The following is a 23,093-nucleotide window of genomic DNA, read 5'->3' on the forward strand; positions in this document are numbered from 1 at the left end:
CCCCGGGGCTCGTCAGTCCCGGCCGGACGCGCCGTCGGGCTCGGGGCCGACCGCGACGGCGTTGGACGGGTCCTGGACCCATGCTGACCACGAACCCGGGTAGAGCGCCACTCCGGGTCGCCCCGCGACGGCCAGGGTGAGCACGGCGTGCGCCGCGGTGATGCCCGAGCCGCAGTACACGGCCACGGGAGTGGCGTCGTCCACGCCGACGGCGTCGAACCGCTCCGCCAGCTCCGCGGCGGGCCGCAGGCGGCCGTCCTCGGCGATGCTCTCCGCCGTGGACACGTTCCGCGCCCCGGGGATGTGACCGGCCACGGGGTCGAAGGGCTCGACCTCCCCGCGGTACCGCTCGGCCGCCCGCGCGTCGAGGAGCAGACCGCCGGAGGCCATCGCCTCCGCGCCGGCCGTGTCCACGACGGGCATGCGGCCCCACGACGGCCGGGCGGTGCCGGGCACCGGGATGACCTCGCCGGGCTGCAGGGGCAGGCCCGCGGCGCGCCACGCCTCGAGGCCGCCGTCCAGGAGCATGGAGTCCCGCAGCCCCGCGTGGCGCAGCAGCCACCAGGCGCGCGCGGCGGACAGGCCGTGGTCGTCGTCGTAGACCACGATGGTGTCGCCCTCGTCGATCCCCCACATCCGCACGGTCTCCGCGAACTGGCGCGCGTCCGGCAGGGGGTGACGCCCCGCCGCCGGGCCGGCGTGGCCGGCGAGCTGGCTGGGCAGGGAGACGTAGACGGCGCCCGGCAGATGGCCCTGGAGATAGGCGGCGTGGTCGGGCCCGCCCGCCGTGGCCCGGAACCGGACGTCGAGCAGGATCACCCGGTTCGGGCGGCATCGTCCCGGCTGGGCGTAGGCCGGGCCCTCGGGCACCGGCGGCAGGTCCTCGACGGGGGCCAGGCCGAGCCAGCCGGCCAGCACGTCCACCGTCACCAGGGTGGGCGGCACGGCAGCCTCGGGATCGACGCCGTCGGCGTTCGCGTCGGGGTCGCCGCCGGCGTCATGGGGCGAGGACGGGGCCGCCGTGGGCGCCGGGACGACGCGGCCCTGCCCCTCGTCGACGACGATCAGCGGGTCGGGTCGATCGGGGGCGGCGCCGTCGCGGTCCGGGACAGGGGATGGGTCCGGGGTCTCGCTGTGCACCCGGACACCCTACTCCACGCCCCCTTCGGCGTCGCTGATAACCTGGAGGATGGCCCGCGCGGACCTGTTCCGGACCGCGCGGAGGAGGCGGCAGCCGCCGCAGAAGGAGTCGTGAGCACCGTGAGCGCCCCCGAGCCCAGCCCCCGTGCCGCCCGTCCCCGGGCGACCCGGCAGAAGGCCGCCGTCGACCGAGCCCTGGACCGCATCCCGGACTTCGTGAGCGCGCAGGAGCTCCATGCCCGCCTCCAGGACCAGGGCGAACGCGTCTCGCTGGCCACCGTGTACCGGACCCTGCAGCAGCAGCTCGACGACGGGCTCGTGGACATGCTCCGCCGCGACGACGGCGAGTCCGTGTACCGCCGGTGCGAGGACGAGGGCCACCATCACCACCTGGTGTGCCGGATCTGCTGGACCACCGTCGAGGTCACCGCCCCCCACGTCGAGGCATGGGCCACCGCCGTCGCCGCGGAGCACGGCTTCACGGACGCGGACCACACGGTGGAGATCACCGGTGTGTGTGCCCGCTGCCGGGCCGAGGGGCGCACCCGCGCGGCCTGACCCCGGGCCGGGCCCCGGTCAGTGGCGGATGCCGCCCGCGGGGTCGTCCAGGAACTCCGCCGCGTCCTCGACCGCCGTGGAGGGCCCGTGCAGGGCGCCCCGGCCGTACGCGATGTCCAGGTTCTCGACCGTGAGCACGTCCCGCGGCGGGCCGGAGGCCACGACGCGCCCGCTCATCAGGACCACGTGGTCCGCCTCCGCGGCCTCGTCGAGATCGTGGGTCGTGTAGACCACGGACACCCCGCGCGTCGGCTCCTCGTGGAGGAGGTCGTCGATCGTGCGGGCGGAGACGATGTCGAGGCCCGTCATCGGCTCGTCGAGCAGCAGCACGTCGTGGTCCTGGGCGAGGCCCTGGGCCACGTAGGCGCGCTGGCGCTGGCCTCCGGAGAGCTGGTCGAGGTGCCGCCGCGCCAGGTCCGCGACCTGCATGCGCTCCATGGCGGCCCCCACGATGTCCCGGTCCTCCCTCCGGAACCGACGGAACCATCCGAGCGTGGGGTATCGGCCCATCCCGACGACGTCGCGCACCGTCACCGGCACGCCCTGGGGCACGCCGATGGACTGCATCACGAAGGAGGTGCGCTGCGAGCGCCGCCGCGGGTCCTCACCGAGCACCTCCAGCGCACCGGAGGCCGGGTCGCTCAGGCCCGCCAGGGCGGTCAGCAGCGTGGACTTGCCGGAGCCGTTGGGCCCGATCACCGCGATCAGCCGCCGGGCCGGCAGGGTGAAGTCGGAGGGTCGGACGGCCACGTGCGAGCCGTGGCGCAGTTCGAGCGCCCGGGCGACCGCGAGGGGAGGCGGGGTCGCCGCGGCGCCCGCGGGGAAGGACGCGTTCATCGGGGGGCCTCCGCTCCGGGCAGGGCCACGACCGGCGCCTCCTGCTCACGCTGCGCGCGCGAGCGCACGTGCCGGCCCAGGAGCGCCAGCACGGCGGCGCGGACGGCGAGCACCACGAAGAACAGCAGGATCGGCATGAGCGCCATGGTGGCCGAACCCGCCGTGCCCAGCCGGTAGCTGAGGGTGAGCCCGGTGACGACGCACGCCGCGCCGATCACGACGGAGACGAGCATCATCTGGGGCACGCTGCGCGTCAGCAGCGCCGCCGTCGCGGGCGGTCCCACGAGGAGGCCGAACACGAGCACCGTGCCCACCGCCTGGAACGAACCGATCACGGCCGCGCCGATCATCACCAGCAGCAGCGTGTGCGTCAGCCCCGGTCGCATGCCCAGCGAGCGCGCCTTGACCTCGGAGAAGCTCAGCGCCAGCAGGGGCCGGTAGAGCAGCAGGGCCAGGGCGATCACCACGACGGCGATGACCGCCTGGGTCACGATGCCGTCCACGCTGACCCCCAGCACATCGCCGAACAGGATCGACGTGAGCGATCCCGTGTAGGAGTCCGACTTGGAGATGATCACCACGCCCAGGGCCATCATCCCCACGAAGAGCAGGCCGATGGCGGTGTCCTCCTTGAGGGTGGTGGCCCGGTGCACCAGCGAGATGCCCGCCATCATGACGACGGCGGCCACCGCCGCACCGAGGTGGGGGCTGCCACCGGTGACGACCGCCAGGGCGATGCCCGGCAGGACACCGTGCACGAACGCGTCCCCGAAGAAGCTCATCCCGCGCAGCACCAGCCACGTGCCCACGACCGAGCACATCACCACGGCGATGAGTCCGCCGACGAGGGCGCGCTGCTGGAATCCCATCTGGAAGGGCTCGAGCAGCCAGTCCATCCTCAGCCCTCCAGCGCGTCGGCGAGGGTGCGGGCGTTGAGGAGCATGGCCTCGGCGTAGTCCGCCTCCGGGGTGTCCTTCGGGCCGACGCCGCCCTCGTAGACCTCGATGACCGGCAGGTCGCCGGCCTCCTCGGCCACGGTGTCCACGAGGCTGTTGCGCGCGCCCACGGACGTGATCACGGCGTCTGCGCCGCCGTCGCGGATGGACCGGGCGAGCTCGGCGATCTCCTGGGAGGAGGGCTCGCCGTCGGTGGAGCCGCCCGGGACGACGACGCCGGACACGGTGAAGTCGTAGGCCTCGCTGAAGTAGCCGTAGGCGTCGTGGTCCGTGACCAGCGTGCGGCGGTCCTCCGGGACCCCGGCGAGGATCTCCCGGACCTGCGTGTCCGTCTGCTCGAGCTCCCCGCGCACGGTCGCGCCGCACTCGGCGAACCTCTCGTCACCCCGCTCCTGGGCGAGCGTGTCGCCCATCAGCTCGGCGGCCCTCGCCATGCGGGCGACGTCCATCCAGACGTGCGGGTCCTCGGACCCGTGGTCATGGCCCTCGTGGCCCGCCCCCTCCTCGGCGTGGTCATGGCCGCCGAAGGGCAGCGGATCCAGCTGGGGCGCCACCTCGACGACGGTCGCGCCGTCCGCCTCGGCGTTGGCGAGGGCGGACTCCATGCCGCCCTCGAGGCCGAGGCCGTTGGAGAACACGAGGCCGGAGGAGACCATGTCCTTCACCTGCGCGGACGAGGCGGAGAAGTCGTGCGGATCATCCCCCGGGCCCATCACCGTGACGCTGCGGGCGTCGGCGCACGCGACCACGCGGTCGAGCACGGAGCCGAGCTGCGTCGTCGTGGCGACGGCCACGGGCGCGCCCGCGGCCGAGCCGGACCCGGCGGCAGCAGAGGCGCCCGCGGCCTGCTCGCCCGCGGAGTCGCCGCTGGTCCCGCCGCACGCGGCGAGGCTCAGGGTGAGCGCGGTGAGGGCCCCGGTCAGGGCGGGCAGACGACGGCGGCGGAGCATGGGGCGACCTCGTTCGTGTCGGGAGGATGTGTGAAATCGGTTCTCAACAGTAGCACCGCGCCGCCCGCGCGACGCTCACGCGGGCCGGAACCGACGTGGCGACTGCGTCACGTCGTTGATCTCCCCGACGAGCTCCTCGAGCACGTCCTCGAGGAAGAGGATGCCCGCGGTCTCGCCCTCGGGCGTGATGACCCGGGCGAGGTGGGAGCCCGTGCGCTGCATGAGCGCGAGTGCGTCCTCGACCTCGTCCTCGAGCCGCACGTTGGCCAGCGAGCGCACGCGCGTGAGCGGGATCGGCTCGTCGTGTCCCGACGGGCCCACGGTGAGGACGTCCTTCAGGTGCAGGTAGCCGGTGTAGCCGCCGTCGGGGTCCTCGACCACGAACCGGGAGAAGCCCACGCGGCCCACGGTCCACTCGAAGTCGTGCGGCGTGATCCCCTCGGGGACGGTGACGACCCGCTCGAGCGGCACCATCACGTCCCCGGCCCGGTGGTCCGAGAACTCGAGGGCCGAGTGCAGCACGCCGGACTCGTCCTCCAGGGTGCCCGAGCGGGTGGACTCGGCCACGATCGACTGCACCTCCTCGAGCGTGTAGGAGGAGGCCACCTCGTCCTTCGGCTCGATGCGCAGGGCGTGCAGCACGAGGTTGGCCGTCCAGTTCAGCGCGGCCACGACGGGATGCAGCAGCTTCGAGAGCCACACGAGCGGCTGGGCCAGCAGCATCACGGCGCGGTCCGCGAACGAGACGGCGGCGTTCTTGGGCACCATCTCGCCCAGGGTCACGTGCAGGAAGGTGACCACCAGCAGCGCGAGCACGAAGGCGGTCACGTCCGCCGCCGCGGACGGGACCCCGAGGGCGGCCATCGGGACGACGAGCAGGTGGTGCAGCGCCGGCTCGGACACGTTGAGGATGAGCAGGGAGCACACCGTGATGCCGAGCTGGCAGACGGCCAGCATCTGGGAGACGTGCTCCATCGCGTAGAGCGCCACCTGGGCCTGGCGGGAGCCGGCCTCGGCCCGCGGCTCGATCTGCGCCCGGCGGGCGCCCATGACGGCGAACTCGCCCGCCACGAAGAAGGCGTTGGCGGCCAACAGGACCACCAGCCACAGCAGTCCGACGACGTCCCCGTTCATGCGCGCGTCTCCTCGTCCTCAGCGGCCGGGTCGAAGCGCACGCGCTCGATGCGGCGGCCGTCCATCCGCTCGACCGTCAGGGTGCCGCCGTCCACGTCCACCACGTCCCCGACCTCCGCCAGGCGCCCCAGTCGGGCCAGGATGTACCCGCCGACGGTCTCGTAGGCCCCGTCCTCCGGCACCACAAGGGCCGGGATCTGGGTCCGCACCTCGTCGGGCCGCAGCTCCGCCGGGAAGTACCAGCGGCCGGAGGCCGTCTGGAGGACCCCCGGGGTGACGCGGTCGTGCTCGTCCGCGACCTCGCCGACGATCTCCTCCACCACGTCCTCGAGCGTGACCACCCCTGCGGTGCCCCCGTACTCGTCCACGACGACGGCCATCTGCAGGTTCGCGTCGCGCAGCTCGGCCAGCAGCTGGTCCAGGTGCACGGTCTCCGGCACGCGGATGACCTCCGTCATCAGTGCACCGGCCTCGAGGTCGGCGCGGCGCTCCCGCGGCACGGCCACGACCTTCTTCACGTGCACCACGCCGCGGATGTCGTCCGAGGAGTCGCCGATCACGGGGAACCGCGAGTAGCCGGTGCTGCGGGCCAGGTCCAGGACCTCGGGCAGAGCCTGGTCCTCCCTCACCGTCTCCACGCGGATGCGCGGGGTCATCACGTCCGCGGCGGTGCGGTCCGCGAAGCGCAGCGTCCGGTCCAGGAACGTGGCGGTCTGCGCGTCGAGCGTGCCCAGCTGGGCCGAGCGGCGGACCAGCGAGGAGAGCTCCTCGGGGCTGCGGGCGCCGGAGATCTCCTCCTTGGCCTCGATGCCCACGCGGGCCAGCACGCCGTTGGAGAACCCGTTCAGGACCAGGATCGCCGGCTTGAACACGGTGCTGAACACGAGCTGGGGCCGGGCGAGTGCGCGGCCGATCGCCATGGGCTCGGCGATGGACATGTTCTTGGGGATCAGCTCGCCGAGGAGCATCGAGAGCAGGGTCGCCACGACCATCGCGACGACGAGCGAGACGGTGCCCACCACGCCGGCCGGCAGCCCCACCTGGAGCAGCAGCGGGTCGATGAGCCGGCTGATCGCCGGGTCCATCACGTAGCCGGTGAGCAGTGTGGTCAGAGTGATGCCCAGCTGGCACGCGGAGAGCTGGGTCGAGAGTGACTTGAGACAGCGCAGCAGGGGCTCGGCGCCGCGGTCACCCGCGTCCACCATGCGCTGCACGGTGGGCACGTCGATCGCGATCATGGCGAACTCGACGGCCACGAAGAACCCGGTGCCCACGATCAGGGCCAGGCCGAGGATCAGCAGGAGCCACTCCACCCGACCTCACCCCCTCGACGGCGGGCCGGGCGGCGGTGCGGGGCACCGGGACTGGAAGGCTCCGATCCGGCCGCGTCCGCGTGGGCGGACGAGCGGTCTGGCACACAGGTGTCAGGGTGATCCATAGTCCGCCCAGTATAGGGGCGTCAGGCCCCGGCGGAACGAGCAGGGGCATGCGGCCGCCTCACCACGACGAGGCGACCGGCCGGCCCTCCTCGTAGCCCGCCGCGGACTGCAGGCCGACGACGGCGCGCTCACGGAACTCCGCCAGGTCGTGGGCGCCGGCGTAGGTCAGCGACGAGCGCACACCGGACGTGATGGTGTCCAGCAGGTCCTCCACCGAGGGGCGGCGCGGGTCCACGTACATGCGCGAGGAGGAGATGCCCTCCTCGAACATCGCCTTGCGGGCCTTGGTGAAGGCGTCCTCGTGGCGGGTGCGGTGCTGGACCGCGCGGGCCGAGGCCATGCCGAAGCTCTCCTTGTACCGCCGACCGTCCGGACCGTGCACGAGGTCGCCCGGAGACTCGAGCGTCCCCGCGAACCACGAGCCGATCATCACCGAGCTGGCTCCGGCGGCCAGCGCGAGCGCCACGTCCCGCGGGTGCTTCACCCCGCCGTCCGCCCACACGCGTGCCCCGAGCTCGCGGGCCGCGGCGGCGCACTCCAGGACCGCCGAGAACTGGGGCCGGCCCACCGCGGTCTGCATGCGCGTGGTGCACATCGCGCCCGGTCCCACGCCCACCTTGACGATGTCCGCGCCGGCCGCGACCAGGTCCCGGACGCCGTCGCCGGAGACGACGTTGCCGGCCACCACGGGCACGCCGGGGTCGAGGGCCCGCACGGCGGCGAGCGCGTCCAGCATGGTCCGCTGATGACCGTGCGCGGTGTCCACGACGAGCACGTCGACGCCGGCCTCGACCAGGACGGCGGCCTTCTCCCCCACCGCCCCGTTGATGCCGACGGCGGCGCCGACGCGGAGCCGTCCGTCGTCGTCGAGACCGGGCGTGAACAAGGACGAGCGCAGCAGGCCCGCCGCGGTGACGACCCCGCGCAGCACGGGGGCGGCGGTGCCCACCGCCGGGTCCACGACGGGGGCCATCTCCTGGTGCGCGGCGTGCAGGCGCTCGAAGGCCGCCCGCAGCGCGTCCTTGTCCGGGGCGCCGTCCGTGCCGCCGAGCTCGGCGAGCGTGAGGGTCACCACCGGAGGGTGCATGACGGAGGCGGCCGAGGTGAAGCGGTCCACGTCCTCGCAGTCCTGGGGGCGGACCACGCCGAGCAGCCCGCCGTGCGCGTCCACCACGCAGACGGCCCCGTGTTTGCGGCGGTCCACGAGGTGGAGCAGGTCCAGCACCGTGTCCTGCGGGCCGACGGTCAGGGCGGTGTCCGCCACGGGGTGGGCCGCCTTCACCCGACGCACGACGTCCCGGATCACGTCCGCCGGGATGTCCTGCGGCAGGATCCCGAGACCGCCGCGCCGGGCCATGGTCTCGACCATCCGGCGCCCGGTGACGGCGGTCATGTTGGCGGAGACCAGGGGGATGGTGGCGCCCGTGCCGTCATCCGGGGCGATGTCCACGTCCATGCGACTGGCGACGTCCGAGTGTGAGGGCACGAGGAAGACGTCGTTGTACGTCAGGTCGACGGCCGGGTCGGTGAGGAAGCGCATGGCGTCAGTCTCCCAGACGAGGCGGACGCCGTGAGGCCCCCGCGCGTCCGCCGGGAGCGGAGTCGAGCCGAGGCCGCGGCATTCCGACCGGGGGCGTCGAAGAACTATGATGTCTCGAGGCGTTCCCGGCCCCACGCGCGCCGCGCGGGTGGCCCGGCGCAGCACATCGCATCCCAAGGCTCAGGAAGAGGCGTTACACAGTGCCAGAACTCACGTCGGACCGGCTCGCACAGGAGTTCCCGGGGAACGAACGGCTGGTGGCCGAGATCTACCGGAAGTACCGCGAGGACTCCGGTTCCGTGGACCGGCAGTGGGCACAGATCTTCGCCCGTCTCGAGGCCAGCGCCCCCGCCGCCGAGGCCGAGCCGAAGGCCGCCGCCAAGACCGAGCCGAAGACCGCCGCCAAGGCCGAGCCGAAGGCCACCGCCAAGGTGACCGAGCCGAAGGCGGCGACCGCCCCGGCCCGGGGTGCGCAGCCCAAGGAGACCTCGGTCAGCACCGGCCCCAAGCCCAAGAAGACCCCGGCGGCCCAGGCCGTGCCCTCCGAGCCCGCCGACACCGCCACCACCACCGCGGACGAGAAGCAGGAGAAGGCCACCGTCCTCAAGGGCATGGCCAAGGCCGTGGCCACGAACATGGACGCCTCCCTATCCATGCCCACCGCCACCACCGTGCGCGACCTGCCGGCCAAGGTGCTGATCGACAACCGCGTGGTCATCAACAGCCACCTGGCCCGCACCCGCGGCGGCAAGGTCTCCTTCACCCACCTCATCGGCTACGCCGTGGTCCGCGCGCTCGCGGCCATGCCCTCGATGAACGTGACCTACGAGGAGCGCGACGGCAAGCCCACCATGGTGGAGCCGGCCCACGTGAACTTCGGCCTGGCCATCGACCTGCCCCGCCCGGACGGCACCCGCGCGCTCGTGGTCCCGAACGTGAAGGCCGCCGAGACCCTCGACTTCCGCGGCTTCTGGAAGGCGTACGACGACCTCGTCCAGCGCGCCCGCAAGAACAAGCTGACGATGGACGACTACGCCGGCACCACGGTCTCCCTGACCAACCCGGGCGGCATCGGCACCGTGCACTCGGTGCCCCGCCTGTCCCAGGGCCAGGCCGCCATCATCGGCGTCGGCGCGCTGACCTATCCGGCCGCCTTCCAGGGCGCCGCCGAGTCCACGCTGCACGACCTGGCGATCTCCAAGACGATCACCCTCACCTCCACGTACGACCACCGCGTGATCCAGGGCGCCGGCTCGGGCGAGTTCCTGAAGATCGTGCACGGCCTCCTGCTGGGCGAGGACGGCTTCTACGACGAGGTCTTCCACTCCCTGCGCATCCCCTACGAGCCCGTCCGCTGGGCCCAGGACGTGCAGGTGAACCCGGAGGAGCAGGTCGGCAAGGTCGCCCGCATCCAGCAGCTCATCCACGCATACCGGGACCGCGGCCACCTGCTGGCCAACGTGGACCCGCTCGAGTACTCGATGGCCTACCACCCGGACCTCGACATCCGCGAGCACGGGCTCACCCTGTGGGACCTGGACCGCGAGTGGCCCACCGGCGGCTTCGGCGGGGCGAGCAGCCTGACCCTGCGCAAGATCCTCGGCGTGCTGCGTGACGCGTACTGCCGCACCATCGGCGTCGAGTACATGCACATCCAGGACCCGGCCGAGCGCGCCTGGTTGCAGGAGAAGCTCGAGCAGCCGTACACCAAGCCCACCCGCGAGGAGCAGCTGCGCATCCTGGGCCGCCTCAACGCCGCGGAGGCGTTCGAGACGTTCCTGCAGACCAAGTACATCGGCCAGAAGCGCTTCTCCCTGGAGGGCGGCGAGTCCCTCATCCCGCTGCTGGACGGCATCCTCGGCGACGCCGCCGACGCCGGACTGGACGAGGTCGCCATCGGCATGGCGCACCGCGGTCGCCTGAACGTGCTCACCAACATCGCCGGCAAGACCTACAGCCAGGTCTTCCGCGAGTTCGAGGGGGCCACCCCGGGCGGCGCCTCGGGCTCGGGCGACGTGAAGTACCACATGGGCACCGAGGGCACCTTCGTGTCCGACGCCGGCAACAGCACCCGCGTGTATCTCGCCGCGAACCCCTCGCATCTGGAGGCTGTGGACCCGGTCCTCGAGGGCGTCGTGCGCGCCAAGCAGGACCGCCTCGATCTGGGTGGCCAGCGCCCGGACTCCTTCTCCGTGCTGCCGATCCTCGTGCACGGCGACGCGGCCTTCGCGGGCCAGGGCGTCGTGACCGAGGTCCTGCAGCTCTCGCAGCTGCCCGGCTACCGCACCGGCGGCACGATCCACGTGATCGTGAACAACCAGGTGGGCTTCACCACGCCGCCGACCCAGGCGCGCTCCGCGGTGTACTCCACCGACGTGGCCAAGACCATCCAGGCCCCGATCTTCCACGTCAACGGCGACGAGCCGGAGTCCGTGGTGCACGTGGCCCAGCTCGCCTTCGAGTACCGCCAGCGGTTCAACAAGGACGTCGTCATCGACCTCGTCTGCTACCGCCGCCGCGGCCACAACGAGGGCGACGACCCGTCGATGACGCAGCCGCGCATGTACAACCTCATCGAGCAGAAGCGCTCCACCCGCAAGCTGTACGTCGAGTCCCTCGTGGGCCGCGGCGACATCACGCAGGAGGAGGCGGACAGCGCCCTGAAGGACTACCAGCAGCAGCTGGAGCGGGTCTTCGCGGAGACCCACGAGGACGCGCCCGCCTCCGGCGGGGAGGGCCTCCGCCCGGCCGAGGACCGGGACGCGGCCCCGGAGGCGCCGGCGTCCACGGCCATCTCGGCCGAGACGCTGCGGGCCATCGGGCAGGCGCACATCGACGTGCCCGAGGGCTTTACGGTCCACCCCAAGCTCGCGGCCCTGCTCGAGCGCCGCGCCAAGATGGCCGTCGACGGCGGCATCGACTGGGGCTTCGCCGAGCTGGCGGCCTTCGGCTCGCTGCTCATGGAGGGCGTGCCGGTCCGTCTGGCGGGCCAGGACTCCCAGCGCGGCACCTTCACGCAGCGCCACTCGGTGTTCCACGACCGGATCACCGGCGACACGTGGGCGCCGCTGAGGCACCTCTCCGAGGACCAGGCGAAGTTCTGGGTCTACAACTCGCTGCTGTCCGAGTACGCCGCCCTCGGCTTCGAGTACGGCTACTCCGTGGAGCGCTCCGACGCCCTCGTGCTGTGGGAGGCCCAGTTCGGCGACTTCGTGAACGGCGCGCAGACGATCATCGACGAGTTCATCTCCTCGGCCGATCAGAAGTGGTCGCAGACCTCGTCCGTGGTCCTGCTCCTCCCCCACGGCTACGAGGGACAGGGGCCGGACCACTCCTCCGCCCGCATCGAGCGCTTCCTGCAGATGTGCGCCGAGGACAACATGCGCGTGGTCAACCCCTCCACGGGCGCGAACCACTTCCACCTGCTGCGCGAGCACGCCTACGCCCGCCCGCGTCGGCCCCTCATCGTGTTCACCCCGAAGCAGCTGCTGCGCCTCAAGGCCGCCGCGAACTCGGTGGAGGACTTCACCGAGGGCGGCTTCCAGCCGGTCATCCCGGACGCCGGGGTGGACGCCAAGGACGTCACGCGCGTGGTGCTGGTCTCCGGCCGGCTGTACTACGACCTGCTCGCCCGCCGCGAGAAGTCCGGTGACACGTCCACCGCGATCGTGCGGGTGGAGCAGCTCTACCCGCTGCCGCTCGACGAGATCCGCAAGGCGCTCCGCGCCTACCCGGTCGCCGACGTCACCTGGGTGCAGGACGAGCCCGCGAACCAGGGCCCGTGGCCGTTCATGGCACTGAACCTCGTGCCGCAGCTCGACGGCCCCGTGACCCTCGTGTCCCGCCCGGCCTCGGCCGCGACCTCCGCGGGCACCAAGGGCCGCCACGACCAGGAGCTCAGCACGCTGCTGGACGCCGCCTTCGGCCGCTGACCCGGACCGACCCTGCGCCGCCGCCGCACCCTCCGGTGCGGCGGCGGCGCCGGATCGGCCGACGAAAGGACACACTGTGCACAACCGCCGGATCCGGATCGCCGCCGTCGGCGACCAGCTGCTGGCCGGTGCGGGCGACGCCCGCGCCATCGGCTGGTGGGGCCGCGTGCTCGCCCGCACCCAGGCCCCCGACGTGGAGCTGGAGAACTACGTGCTGGCCGTGCCGCACGAGACCACCGAGGACCTCAACGAGCGCTGGTGGGGCGAGGCCTCGCGGCGCTTCTCCGAGGAGACGGAGAACCGCCTCGTCGTGGCCCTGTCCGACGCGGACCTGGACCTGGAGGCCACCTCGACCGCCCGCTCGCGGCTGAACCTGGCCAACGTCCTGGACACCGCCTCGCAGCGGAACATCCCGGTGCTCGTGGTGGGCCCCACGCCCACCCTGGACGAGCAGCGCAACGCCCGGCTCGCCGAGCTCAACGCCGCCTACCTGGATGTGGCCGACCGGCGCAACCACGTGTACGTGGACACGTTCACCCCGCTGGTGGGACACGAGCAGTGGCGCGCGGACCTCGCCTCCGGCCAGGGCCGGCCGGGCCAGGCGGGCCACGGGCTCATCGCGTGGCTCGTGCTGCACCGGGGCTGGTACCAGTGGCTCGGTCTGCCTGAGCCCACGGCCTGATGTGACAGAATGGACCACCGACCGACTCGTTGAAGGGAGACGTCATGAGCAAGCGTGCACGCAAGCGTCGCGACCGCCGCAGGAACGGCGCCAACCACGGCAAGCGTCCCAACGCCTGATCCGCTGATCGGCGTCGCGGACCGGCCGGGTGCCACCCGGCGACCGCAGACCACGAAGGGCCGTCCCCTCAGGGGACGGCCCTTCGTCATCGTCGGGGCGCCCGATCGGGTGCCCACGGGTCCGCATGTCGCGGTGTCAGCCCCAGGTGACGGTCGTCGTCGAGATCTGGGTGATGCGGGTCATGATGGTGGCCCGCAGCTGCGCGGGCGCCTTCTCCTGGCAGCTCCGACGCACCGCCGAGCGGATGAGCTCTTCGAGCTCCTTCTGGTGCCGGCAGTCCGGACACTCCGCCACGTGGGCGCGCACCTGCTCGATGTCCTCGGGCGTCAGGGCGCCGTCCAGGTACTGGTACAGCCGCTCCAGGGAGGCGTCCTGGGCGTCGCGGCACTCATGGCCGTGCTGGTCCGCGGTCATCGCGTGGCCTCCTTCGTGCTCGTCTCGGTCTGCTTCGTGCCGCCGCGCCCGGTCTTCTTCTTCGGCTGGGCCTTGATGCCGCGCGCGGCCGCGTAGTCCGCGAGGCGCTCGCGCAGCTGCTTGCGGCCGCGGTGCAGCCGCGACATGACGGTGCCGATCGGCACGTCGAGGATCTCGGCGATCTCCTTGTAGGCGAAGCCCTCCACGTCCGCGAAGTAGACGGCGAGCCGGAACTCCTCCGGGATCGCCTGCAGGGCGTCCTTCACCTGGGAGTCGGGCAGCCGGTCGAGGGCCTCCGTCTCGGCCGAGCGCAGGCCACCGGAGGTGTGCTCGGCGGCCCGGGCCATCTGCCAGTCCTCCACCTCAGGGTTGTCCGCCTCGAGGGGCTGGCGCTGCCGCTTGCGGTAGAGGTTGATGTACGTGTTCGTGAGGATCCGGTAGAGCCAGGCCTTGAGGTTGGTGCCGGGCCGGTACTGGTGGAACGAGGAGTAGGCCTTCGTGTACGCCTCCTGGACCAGGTCCTCGGCGTCCTGCGGGTTGCGCGTCATGCGCAGCGCAGCGGAGTACAACTGGTCCACGAACTCGAGGGCGTCACGCTCGAACCGGGCACGGCGCTGCTGTTCGGACTCGGCGGCGACGTCGATGTCGGCGCGGTCGTGCTCGGGGGCGTCCTCGGGCCGGGCGAATTCCGGCCGGCTGTTGTCAGTGCTCATCGCGGGCCAGTCTACGGTCCGGGAGGGATGCGTCAGCAGGGCGGCGCTCATGCGGGGCTCCTCTCCGGCTGCGGTCCGCGGCGAGCGGGACCGGTGCGCCGACACGGGTACGGGGTCGTCCAGTGGAGCGCCAGGAGCGTTCCAGGTATTCCCCCGCGACAGGCCGACCCCGGCCGACAGCCGCCGGATAGGCTGGTCCGGTGACCCGCCCCACGCGTGCCGCCGCGCACTCCCCCGCCCCCCGTCCCGACGCCGCCGAGACCTGGCCCGCGCCCGTGGCGCGCGGCCCGGTGCGCGGAGAGGTGCGGCTGCCGGGATCGAAGTCGCTGACGAACCGGCATCTCGTGCTCGCCGCGCTCGCCGACGGTCCGTGCGTCCTGCACGGCGTCCTCGAGTCGCGGGACACGGCATTGATGCGCACGGCGCTCACAGCGCTCGGGGCCCGGTTCGAGCCCCTGTCCGACGGCGGACTGCGGGTGCATCCGATGCCGGTCGGCGAGCCGCTGGCCGGGGATGTCGCCGTGGACTGCGGACTGGCGGGGACGGTCATGCGCTTCGTCCCGTTCGTCGCCGCGCTGCGGCCCGGCCGGGTCCGCTTCGACGGCGACGCCGGCGCGCGCCTGCGCCCGATGGCCCCGGTCCTGGACGCGCTGCGCCAGCTCGGGGTGGCCGTCAACGAGGAGGGCGAGCCCGGTCGCCTGCCCTTCACGATGACGACCCGCGCGGACGCGGCCACGGTGGCCCCCGACGGCGACGTGCCGGAGGTCGCGGTCGACGCCTCCGGCTCCTCCCAGTTCCTGTCCGCCGCGCTGCTGGCGGCCGCGGGGATGCCGCGCGGCCTCCGGCTGCGGCACACCGGGCAGACCGTGCCGAGTCCGGAGCACGTCGCGATGACCGTCGGGGTGCTGCGCGCGCTCGAGGTGGACGTCGCCGAGACGTCTCCCGGGGCGTGGACCGTGGCCCCGGGGCGCGTCCCGGCACACGAGGCGACCGTCGAGCCGGACCTGTCCAACGCGGGCCCCTTCCTGGCCGCCGCCGTGGCGACGGGCGGCTCCGTGACGGTGCCGGACTGGCCGACCCGCACGACGCAGATCGGCGACCGCTGGCGGCGGATCCTGCCGCAGTTCGGGGCGAGCGTGGCCCTCACGGTCGACCGCATGGATCGCTCCCGCGGCCGCCTCACGGTGACCGGGGCGGTCCACGACGACGGCACGCCCCGCATCACCGGCGCCGGTGAGATCGCGGACACGGCCGAGCTCGCCCCCACCGCGGCCGCGCTCGCCCTGCTGGCCTCCGGGCCCACCCGCCTGACGGGGATCGGCCATCTGCGGGGCCATGAGACGGACCGGCTCGCCGCGCTCACCGCCGAGGCCGCCCGCCTGGGGATCACCGTGGACGAGGACGAGACGTCGCTCGGCTTCCCGGGGACGGACGCGTCGGGGCCGCTGTCGCCCGCCGCCCTCGAGACCTACCACGACCACCGGATGGCGACCTTCGCCGCCGTCGTCGGCCTGCGCGTGCCGGGGACCGGCATCGTGGACGTGGCGACCACCGCGAAGACGATGCCGGACTTCCCCGCACTGTGGACCGCGCTCGTGGCACCCGGCGATGCGGCCGAGGAGGCCCGCTGATGGCCCGGCGCCTCGATCCCTCCGCGTGGGACGAGTCCGATGTCCGGGTGCGCCCGTCCAAACGCGGCACCCGCCCGCGCACCAAGGAGCGGCCCAAGCACGAGGATGCGCAGGTCGGCATGGTCACCACGGTGGACCGCGGCCGGTACGCCGTGGTGCTGCCGGATCGCCTGGACGAGCGGATCACGGCGATGCGCGCCCGCGAGCTGCGCCGCACGCCGATCGCCACGGGCGACCGGGTGGCCGTCGTCGGGGACCTCTCCGGGGACGAGGGCACGCTCGCACGCATCGTCCGTGTCGAGGAGCGCAGCACGGTCCTGCGCCGGTCGGCGGACGACTCGGACGAGGTCGAGCGGGTGGTGGTGGCCAACGCCGACCTGCTGGTGATCATGGTGGCCGCGGCCAATCCGGAGCCCCGGACCGGCTTCATCGACCGCGCCCTCGTCGCCTGCTACGACGCGGGCATCCACCCGGTGCTCCTCATCACGAAGACCGACCTGCGTGATCCGGCCGAGCTGGTGGCGCACTACGAGGCCCTGGACCTGGAGGTGATGACCTCCGGTGCGGCGACCTTCGAGGCCGAGACCGGGGACACCGCCCTGGACGCCTCGCTCGTGGCCCGGGTGGCCGAGCGGCTGATCGGGCACACCAGCGCGTTCGTGGGGCCCTCCGGCGTCGGCAAGTCCACGCTGCTGAACGCGCTCACCGGCGCGGAACGGGCCACCGGCCACGTCAACGCCGTCACCGGCCGGGGCCGGCACACCTCCTCGTCCGCGCTCGCACTGCCGCTGACGGGCGACGACGGCGCCCCCCTGCCGGACACCTGGGTGGTGGACACCCCCGGCATCCGGTCCTTCGGGCTGGGCTGGGTCGAGCCGGACCGCGTGGTGGAGGCGTTCGACGACCTCGCCGGCGGGCTGGCGGACTGCCCGCGCGGCTGCACCCACACCGCCGACTCCCCCGGCTGCGGCCTGGACGCATGGGTGGCCGCGGGCCACGCCGGCCCCTCGGGAGCGGCACGCCTGGCCTCGCTGCGGCGTCTGCTCGGCAACCGGCTGGCCCCCTCGGGGGCGGAGGACGCGGCGTCGTCCGAGGACTGAGGCGGCCCGCGCGGTATAGCGTGGGCGGCATGGAGCGACCTGAGAACCCTGCGACCCGCGGCCGCGACCTCACGGAGGACCTGCGGCTGGCCCACATGCTGGCGGACAACGTGGACTCGATCACGATGTCCCGGTTCAAGGCCCAGGACCTCGAGGTCAGCACCAAGCCGGATCTCACCCCTGTCACGGATGCGGACCGCGCCGCCGAGGAGTCCATCCGCTCGACCCTGTCCCGTGCCCGGGCGCGCGACGGCATCGTGGGTGAGGAGTTCGGCGGATCTCTGAGCCGCTCCGGCCGGCAGTGGGTGGTCGACCCCATCGACGGCACCAAGAACTTCGTGCGCGGCGTGCCCGTGTGGGCCACCCTCATCGCGCTGCTGATCGACGGCGAGCCCGTCGTCGGCGTCGTCTCCGCCCCCGCCCTGCACCGTCGCTGGTGGGCCGCGGCCGGCCAGGGCGCCTTCGCGGGCACCTCGCTCACGCGTGCTCAGCGGATCACCGTGTCCGGCGTGGACCGGGTCGAGGACGCGTCGCTGTCCTTCTCCTCGATCGAGGGCTGGCGCGAACGCGGCTCGATCCGCGCGTTCCTGCAGCTCACCTCGGACGTGTGGCGCGTGCGCGGCTTCGGCGACTTCTGGTCCTACATGCTCGTCGCCGAGGGCGCCGTGGACATCGCGGCCGAGCCCGAGCTCGAGCTGCATGACATGGCCGCTCTGGTGCCGATCGTGCGCGAGGCCGGCGGCCGCTTCACCTCGCTGGACGGCGAGGACGGCCCGTTCGGCGGGCACGCGCTGGCCACGAACGGCCTGCTCCACGACGACGTCCTCGCCCGCCTCCGCGCGGGTGACGAGACCGAGGGCGGCGCCTGATAGCAGTGCGGGGGGAGACGACGGCCGACCGGAGGGGCGGGCGCGGGACAGATCGCCGGCCCGGCACTGCGGGTGCGGTGGCCCTCGGCGGTGCCGCGGGCGTGCTGTGCGGTGCGGGGGTGATGAACGCGGTGACCGCGCTGGCCGGGGCGCCCAACTTCCGCGGCACGTTCGGCGCCGCGTTCGGGGCGGTCGACGTGCTGGTCCAGGCCCTGCCGCTGTTCGTGGTGAACGTGCTCGGCTCGTTCCTGCTCGGCCTGCTGTGGGCGGCCTCGCGACGCCGCGGGCCGGACTGGCGTCCACGCCTGGTGGCGGGGCTGGGAACCGGCTTCCTCGGTGCGTTCACCACCATCTCCAGCGCCGTCGCCCTGGTGCTGTGGCCGGTGCGGCTGGGCGCCGCGGCGTCCGGGGCGGGTGGCGTCCTCGCCGCGGCGGTAGCGGTGCTGCTGGTGCTCGCGCTGATGGCTGCACTCTCGACGGCGGCGGCCGTGCTCGGCCTGCGCGCCGGTGGCGCCCCGGGGTCGCGCGCGGTCGGGACGGATCGTTCGGCGGAGGACGCATGAGCGGCGCGGGATACGAGGTCTTCGCTCTCCTCCAGGTGGCCCTCCTGGCCTGCCTCGCGGCGGGCGGGGCGCTCGGCGCCCTGGTGCGCCGGCGCCTGACCGACCGGCTCGGCCCCCGGGGTCTGCTCACCGCCAACACGACGGCGGCCCTGCTCCTCGGCGTCACCGTCGGCCTGGCCGTGCCGGAGCTGGTGTACGCCTCCGAGAGCTGGGGCGACGGGCAGGGGCTCGTGCTCGTCGCGGCGGTGTCCGCCGTGGTGTCCGGGTTCTGCCTCGCCCTGGGGACGTGGTCCACCGTGGCCGCTGAGGCGGCTGACGCCGCGCTCGCCCGTCGATGGGGCACAGCCGCCCGCCTGTGGACCGCGCATCTGGGGCTGGGGCTGGTGGCCGTCGTCGTCGGCTGGGGCGCCGGCCTGGGCCTGCACGCCGTCCTGGCCGGCTGAGGGGCGGGCCGCCGCACACCGGCATGGACACGACGAAGGCCCCGGAATCGGGGTGATTCCGGGGCCTTCCCGTGGTGGTGAGTGGAGCCGGCGGGAATTGAACCCGCGTCCGATGAGGTGTTGCCAGGTCTTCTCCGGGCGCAGTCTGCTGTGGGTGTTGCTCGGTCCTGGCCGTCCCGCAGACGGGCGGCCAACCCGGACCCAGCCGGATTGATGTCGGCGTCACGACCCCCGGCGAGGGTGACGCCCAGTGGCTATCTAGCTGACGCCACGATCCGAGGCGACAGCGACCTCGGGGTGACGGACTCGATCACTGATCAGGCAGCGAGAGCGAAGTCAGTGCGCTTGGATTCGGCACTTATTGGTTTGCAGAGAGCGTTTGACGAGATGACTCTGCATCCTCGGCCCGCTTCTCCCGACGCGACACACACCGTCGAAACCGATCGGCCCCATGGGGGCGACTCCTCTATGAGGTTGTCAATCACCACTGCAGGCGGAGGGCGCGAGGCCCGCCGGTCCTGAAACCGGCCCTGCGAGAGATACAACGTAGCACGCCCCCGAGGCATTCCCAAGGGGTCCACCGCGCTCAGGCCACGCCGGCGCGCCGGTTGCGCATCCGCATGGCCCGCTGGGCCTCGCGGTTGTCCTGCTGCTCGCGCAGCTTGTGCCGCTTGTCGTATTCGCGGTTGCCGCGCGCGACGCCGATCTCCACCTTCACGCGCCCGTTCAGGAAGTACAGGGACAGCGGCACGATGGTCAGGCCCGGATCCTGGATCTGGCGGGAGATCTTCGTCAGCTCGGCGCGGTGCAGCAGCAGCTTGCGGCGGCGGCGGGCGGCGTGGTTGGTCCACGAGCCGTTGAGGTACTCCGGGATGTAGACCTGCTCGAGCCACAGCTCGTCCCGGTAGAAGACCGCGAAGCCGTCCACGAGCGAGGCCTTGCCCTCGCGCAGCGACTTCACCTCGGTGCCGGTGAGCACCATGCCGGCCTCGTACGTGTCGAGGATGGTGTAGTCGTGGCGCGCCTTCTTGTTGTTGGCGATCACCTGGCGCTCGCCGGGGGCCGGCTGCTTGGCGGCCTTGCCCTTGCTGTTCTTGCCCATGGCCTCACGTCCTTCCAGCGTCCACGGCGACGGCCGCGCCCCGATCAGGGCGCGGCCGTCCAGTCTATCCCGTGCCGGCCCGATGCCCGCCGAGGCGGTGCGCCGGGGCCGCGGGGCGGCGTCGTCGGCTCAGTCCAGCGGCGCGCCGGTGAGCGCGCGGACCTGCTCCTCGGTGATGCCGGGCGCGGTCTCCACGAGCGCCAGGCGGGGCTGTTCCGGGGTGCCGACGACGTCGATCACGGCCAGGTCCGTGATGATGCGGTCGACGACGGCGCGGCCGGTCAGCGGCAGGGTGCACTGGTCGACGATCTTGGGGGTGCCGTCCTTGGACACGTGGTCCATCATGACGATCACGCGGCCGGCGCCGTGGACGAGGTCCATCGCACCGCCCATGCCCTTGACCATCTTGCCGGGCACCATCCAGTTGGCCAGGTCGCCCGCGGCGGAGACCTCCATGCCGCCCAGGACGGCGACGTCGATCTTGCCGCCGCGGATCATGCCGAAGCTCAGCGCGGAGTCGAAGAAGGACGCCCCCGGGTTCACGGTGACGGTCTCCTTGCCCGCGTTGATCAGGTCCGGGTCCACGGCGTCCTCCGTGGGGTACGGGCCCGTGCCGAGGATGCCGTTCTCGGACTGCAGCACCACGGACCGCCCGGCGGGGATGTGGTTGGGGATCAGCGTGGGCATGCCGATGCCGAGGTTGACGTAGGCGCCGTCCGGCAGCTCCTGCGCGGCGCGGGCCGCCATCTGGTCGCGGCTCAGGCCCTGGGGACGCCCGGTGGTCTGCTCGCTCATGCCCGCCCCTCCCCCGACGCGCGCACGGTGCGCTTCTCGATCCGCTTCTCGATGTCCGTGCCGACCTCCACGATCCGGTGCACGAAGACACCGGGCAGGTGCACGTCATCCGGGTCGATCTCGCCGGGCTCGACGAGCTCCTCCACCTGCGCGATGCACACGCGGCCGGCCATGGCCGCGGGCGGGCCGAACTGGCGGGTGGCCTTGCGGAACACGAGGTTGCCGTGGCGGTCGCCCTTCCACGCGTGCACGAGGGAGAAGTCGGTGACGATGGAGCGTTCGAGCACATAGGTCTCGGGCTCGTCCGGGGTCTGGCTGAGGTAGCCCTCGCCGAGCACGAACGTGTCCGTGGGCTTGGCCTGCGAGGACTTCACCACGGTGCCGTCCGCGTCGTAGCGCATGGGCAGGCCGCCTTCGGCCACCTGGGTGCCGACGCCGGAGCGGGTGTAGAACGCCGGGATGCCGGCGCCGCCGGCGCGGAGCTTCTCCGCGAGGGTGCCCTGCGGGACGAGCTCCACCTCGAGCTCGCCCTTGAGGTACTGGCGGGCGAACTCCTTGTTCTCCCCCACATAGGAGGAGGTCATCTTCCGCAGCCGGCGCGCGCCGAGCAGGATGCCCAGGCCCCAGCCGTCCACGCCGCAGTTGTTGGAGACGACGGACAGGTCCGTGGCGCCCTGCTCGAGCAGGGCCTCGATGAGCTGCACGGGGTTGCCGGAGAGCCCGAAGCCGCCGACGGCCAGGGACGCGCCGTCCGGCACGTCCGCCACCGCCTCGGCGGGCGTGGCCACGGTCTTGTCGAGAGCCATGTCCGGGGTCCTTTCTGTCAGGGGCGGTCTGTCAGCGGAAGAGGATCAGGGCCTCGCCCTGGCCGCCGCCGCCGCAGAGCGAGACGGCCGCGCGGCCGCCGTCGCGCCGGTCGAGCTCGAGGGCGGCGTGCAGGGCCAGCCGGGCGCCGGAGGCGCCGATCGGGTGGCCCAGGGCGATGGCGCCGCCGTGGATGTTGGTCTTCTCGTGCGGGTAGCCGAGGTCGCGCAGGGACTGCACGGCCACCGCGCCGAACGCCTCGTTGATCTCGATGAAGTCAAGGTCGGCCACGTCCCAGCCCTGCTTCCGCACCGCCGCGGCGATCGCGTCCGAAGGCTGCGAGTGCAGCTGCGAGCTGTCCGGGCCGGCGGTCTGGCCGGGTGCGCCCACCGTGGCGAGGATCGTCAGGCCCTTCTCCTCGGCGAAGGCCCGCGAGGTCACCACGAGGGCGGCGGCGCCGTCGGACAGGGGCGAGGAGTTGCCGGCCGTGATGGTGCCGTCCTTCGCGAACGCCGGGCGCAGGGCGCCCAGCGACTCGGCGGTCGTGTCCGGGCGGACCCCTTCGTCCTGGGAGACGACCAGCGGGTCGCCCTTGCGCTGCGGGATCTCCACCGGGGCGATCTCGCCCTCGAAGACGCCCTCGGACTGGGCCCGGGCGGCCCGCTGGTGCGAGGCCGCGGCGACCTCGTCCTGCTCGGCGCGGGCGATGTTCCGCTCGCCGTTGCCGGACTCGGTCAGCTCGCCCATGGCCTCGTGGCTCAGGGAGTCGGTGAGGCCGTCCCACGCGACGGCGTCGAGCATGGTGGCCGGGCCGTACTTGAAGCCCTTGCGCGCGCCGGGCAGCAGGTGCGGGGCGTTGGTCATGGACTCCTGACCGCCGGCCACCACCACGTCCGCCTCGCCGAGGCGGATGAGACGGGCGGCGTCGATCACGGCGGTGAGGCCGGACAGGCACACCTTGTTGATCGTCATGGCCGGGACGTTCAACGGGATGCCCGCGGCGAGCGCGGACTGGCGGGCCGGGTTCTGGCCCGCGCCAGCCTGCACGACCTGGCCCATGTAGACCATGTCCACGTCCTCGGGGGCCACGCCGGCGCGCTCGAGCGCGTGCGTGATCGCGTGGGCGCCCAGGTCCACGGCGCGCAGGTCGGCCTGCTGCGAGAGCAGCCGGGTGAAGGGCGTGCGGGCACCGCCCACGATCACGGCATCGGTGGGCTGAGGCTGGGGCAGCTCGGCGGTCATGCGGTCCTCCTGGGACGTTCAACTCGGTTCATCACGATTCACTCAAATGCAGTCTATGACCCCGGTCACAGGCGCGCCAGGGAGCGACGCGTCTGTGACGGCGCGCCGCGGCACAGGGACCACGACGGC

22 protein-coding genes and 1 other RNA gene are annotated in these 23,093 nt (G+C 73.0%); 9 read left to right on the forward strand and 14 right to left on the reverse strand.

Translation table 11 applies throughout. The annotated features are described in order from the left end of the window. Positions 1-12: 12 nt before the first annotated feature. The gene (locus tag J1M37_RS01885; protein WP_206452012.1) at positions 13-1,140 is read right to left on the reverse strand and encodes a rhodanese-like domain-containing protein; all 1,128 of its coding nucleotides are present in this window, start codon (positions 1,138-1,140) and stop codon (positions 13-15) included. Between the two features lie 111 nt (positions 1,141-1,251). Between J1M37_RS01885 and J1M37_RS01890 the strand changes: the two genes are divergently transcribed. Then, a complete protein-coding gene (locus J1M37_RS01890) occupies positions 1,252-1,698 on the forward strand; it encodes a Fur family transcriptional regulator (protein WP_036381728.1) in 447 nt (148 codons plus the stop codon). An 18-nt stretch (positions 1,699-1,716) separates the two neighbouring features. On the opposite strand, the gene J1M37_RS01895 is transcribed toward J1M37_RS01890, so the two are convergent. The 6 genes from J1M37_RS01895 to guaB1 all read right to left on the reverse strand — a co-directional run bounded on the left by J1M37_RS01895 (position 1,717) and on the right by guaB1 (position 8,554). Then, entirely contained in the window at positions 1,717-2,535 is an 819-nt protein-coding gene (locus tag J1M37_RS01895; protein ID WP_049147192.1) for a metal ABC transporter ATP-binding protein, read from the reverse strand. Continuing rightward, entirely contained in the window at positions 2,532-3,431 is a 900-nt protein-coding gene (locus tag J1M37_RS01900) for a metal ABC transporter permease (protein WP_041104321.1), read from the reverse strand. The genes J1M37_RS01895 and J1M37_RS01900 overlap by 4 nt, the downstream gene beginning before the upstream one ends. A gap of 2 nt (positions 3,432-3,433) precedes the next feature. Continuing rightward, positions 3,434-4,441, reverse strand: coding sequence for a metal ABC transporter substrate-binding protein (locus tag J1M37_RS01905; protein WP_041104319.1), 1,008 nt, complete (start codon positions 4,439-4,441; stop codon positions 3,434-3,436). A 75-nt stretch (positions 4,442-4,516) separates the two neighbouring features. Further along, a complete protein-coding gene (locus J1M37_RS01910) occupies positions 4,517-5,575 on the reverse strand; it encodes a hemolysin family protein (protein WP_041104317.1) in 1,059 nt (352 codons plus the stop codon). Then, the gene (locus tag J1M37_RS01915; protein ID WP_041104315.1) at positions 5,572-6,888 is read right to left on the reverse strand and encodes a hemolysin family protein; all 1,317 of its coding nucleotides are present in this window, start codon (positions 6,886-6,888) and stop codon (positions 5,572-5,574) included. Before J1M37_RS01915 ends, J1M37_RS01910 begins: the two co-directional genes overlap by 4 nt. A 184-nt stretch (positions 6,889-7,072) precedes the next feature. Continuing rightward, the gene (gene guaB1 / locus J1M37_RS01920) at positions 7,073-8,554 is read right to left on the reverse strand and encodes a GMP reductase (RefSeq protein WP_134376946.1); all 1,482 of its coding nucleotides are present in this window, start codon (positions 8,552-8,554) and stop codon (positions 7,073-7,075) included. Positions 8,555-8,754: 200 nt separating this feature from the next. On the opposite strand from guaB1, the gene J1M37_RS01925 reads away from it, so the two are divergent. From J1M37_RS01925 to J1M37_RS11760, 3 genes are all read left to right on the forward strand, one after another. Next, positions 8,755-12,486 (forward strand): multifunctional oxoglutarate decarboxylase/oxoglutarate dehydrogenase thiamine pyrophosphate-binding subunit/dihydrolipoyllysine-residue succinyltransferase subunit, encoded by a 3,732-nt coding sequence (locus J1M37_RS01925; protein ID WP_206452013.1) that lies wholly within the window; start codon positions 8,755-8,757, stop codon positions 12,484-12,486. Positions 12,487-12,562: 76 nt separating this feature from the next. Next, positions 12,563-13,168 carry a GDSL-type esterase/lipase family protein gene (locus J1M37_RS01930; protein ID WP_041104309.1) on the forward strand — a complete coding sequence of 202 codons (606 nt, stop codon included), beginning with the start codon at positions 12,563-12,565 and terminating at the stop codon, positions 13,166-13,168. A gap of 44 nt (positions 13,169-13,212) precedes the next feature. Continuing rightward, on the forward strand, positions 13,213-13,287 hold the full coding sequence (locus tag J1M37_RS11760) for a 50S ribosomal protein bL37 (RefSeq protein WP_095346645.1): 75 nt from the start codon (positions 13,213-13,215) through the stop codon (positions 13,285-13,287). A 136-nt stretch (positions 13,288-13,423) separates the two neighbouring features. Here the strand turns inward: J1M37_RS11760 and rsrA are convergent, their stop codons facing one another. Together rsrA and J1M37_RS01940 are read right to left on the reverse strand one after the other, a co-directional pair. Beyond that, positions 13,424-13,702: a mycothiol system anti-sigma-R factor gene (gene rsrA / locus J1M37_RS01935; protein ID WP_073115764.1), complete on the reverse strand. Its 279-nt coding sequence runs from the start codon at positions 13,700-13,702 to the stop codon at positions 13,424-13,426. Further along, entirely contained in the window at positions 13,699-14,415 is a 717-nt protein-coding gene (locus tag J1M37_RS01940; protein WP_036314006.1) for a sigma-70 family RNA polymerase sigma factor, read from the reverse strand. Before J1M37_RS01940 ends, rsrA begins: the two co-directional genes overlap by 4 nt. Before the next feature lie 200 nt (positions 14,416-14,615). On the opposite strand from J1M37_RS01940, the gene aroA reads away from it, so the two are divergent. The 5 genes from aroA (at position 14,616) to J1M37_RS01965 (ending at position 19,021) form a co-directional block, all read left to right on the forward strand. Continuing rightward, positions 14,616-16,046 carry a 3-phosphoshikimate 1-carboxyvinyltransferase gene (gene aroA / locus J1M37_RS01945; RefSeq protein ID WP_206452014.1) on the forward strand — a complete coding sequence of 477 codons (1,431 nt, stop codon included), beginning with the start codon at positions 14,616-14,618 and terminating at the stop codon, positions 16,044-16,046. Further along, positions 16,046-17,146, forward strand: coding sequence for a ribosome small subunit-dependent GTPase A (gene rsgA, locus J1M37_RS01950; RefSeq protein ID WP_101965581.1), 1,101 nt, complete (start codon positions 16,046-16,048; stop codon positions 17,144-17,146). The genes aroA and rsgA overlap by 1 nt, the downstream gene beginning before the upstream one ends. A gap of 29 nt (positions 17,147-17,175) precedes the next feature. Then, complete coding sequence (hisN, locus tag J1M37_RS01955) at positions 17,176-18,015, forward strand: histidinol-phosphatase (RefSeq protein WP_041104303.1); 840 nt, start codon at positions 17,176-17,178, stop codon at positions 18,013-18,015. Positions 18,016-18,092: 77 nt separating this feature from the next. Next, positions 18,093-18,578 (forward strand): FluC/FEX family fluoride channel, encoded by a 486-nt coding sequence (locus J1M37_RS01960; protein ID WP_041104301.1) that lies wholly within the window; start codon positions 18,093-18,095, stop codon positions 18,576-18,578. Next, on the forward strand, positions 18,575-19,021 hold the full coding sequence (locus tag J1M37_RS01965; protein WP_041104299.1) for a CrcB family protein: 447 nt from the start codon (positions 18,575-18,577) through the stop codon (positions 19,019-19,021). The genes J1M37_RS01960 and J1M37_RS01965 overlap by 4 nt, the downstream gene beginning before the upstream one ends. Before the next feature lie 79 nt (positions 19,022-19,100). Here J1M37_RS01965 and ssrA read toward each other — a convergent pair. From ssrA to J1M37_RS01990, 5 genes are all read right to left on the reverse strand, one after another. After that, positions 19,101-19,472: a transfer-messenger RNA gene (ssrA, locus tag J1M37_RS01970) on the reverse strand. A 135-nt stretch (positions 19,473-19,607) separates the two neighbouring features. Further along, the gene (gene smpB, locus J1M37_RS01975; protein WP_044659238.1) at positions 19,608-20,123 is read right to left on the reverse strand and encodes an SsrA-binding protein SmpB; all 516 of its coding nucleotides are present in this window, start codon (positions 20,121-20,123) and stop codon (positions 19,608-19,610) included. 129 nt (positions 20,124-20,252) lie between these two features. After that, a complete protein-coding gene (locus J1M37_RS01980; protein ID WP_044659239.1) occupies positions 20,253-20,918 on the reverse strand; it encodes a CoA transferase subunit B in 666 nt (221 codons plus the stop codon). After that, a complete protein-coding gene (locus tag J1M37_RS01985) occupies positions 20,915-21,724 on the reverse strand; it encodes a CoA transferase subunit A (RefSeq protein ID WP_041104295.1) in 810 nt (269 codons plus the stop codon). Before J1M37_RS01985 ends, J1M37_RS01980 begins: the two co-directional genes overlap by 4 nt. A 31-nt stretch (positions 21,725-21,755) precedes the next feature. Further along, positions 21,756-22,964: an acetyl-CoA C-acetyltransferase gene (locus J1M37_RS01990; RefSeq protein ID WP_041104293.1), complete on the reverse strand. Its 1,209-nt coding sequence runs from the start codon at positions 22,962-22,964 to the stop codon at positions 21,756-21,758. Positions 22,965-23,093 lie beyond the last annotated feature (129 nt).

The sequence above is a fragment of the Micrococcus sp. KRD012 genome (genome assembly GCF_017168555.1).
In the GTDB taxonomy this organism is placed as follows: domain Bacteria; phylum Actinomycetota; class Actinomycetes; order Actinomycetales; family Micrococcaceae; genus Micrococcus; species Micrococcus luteus.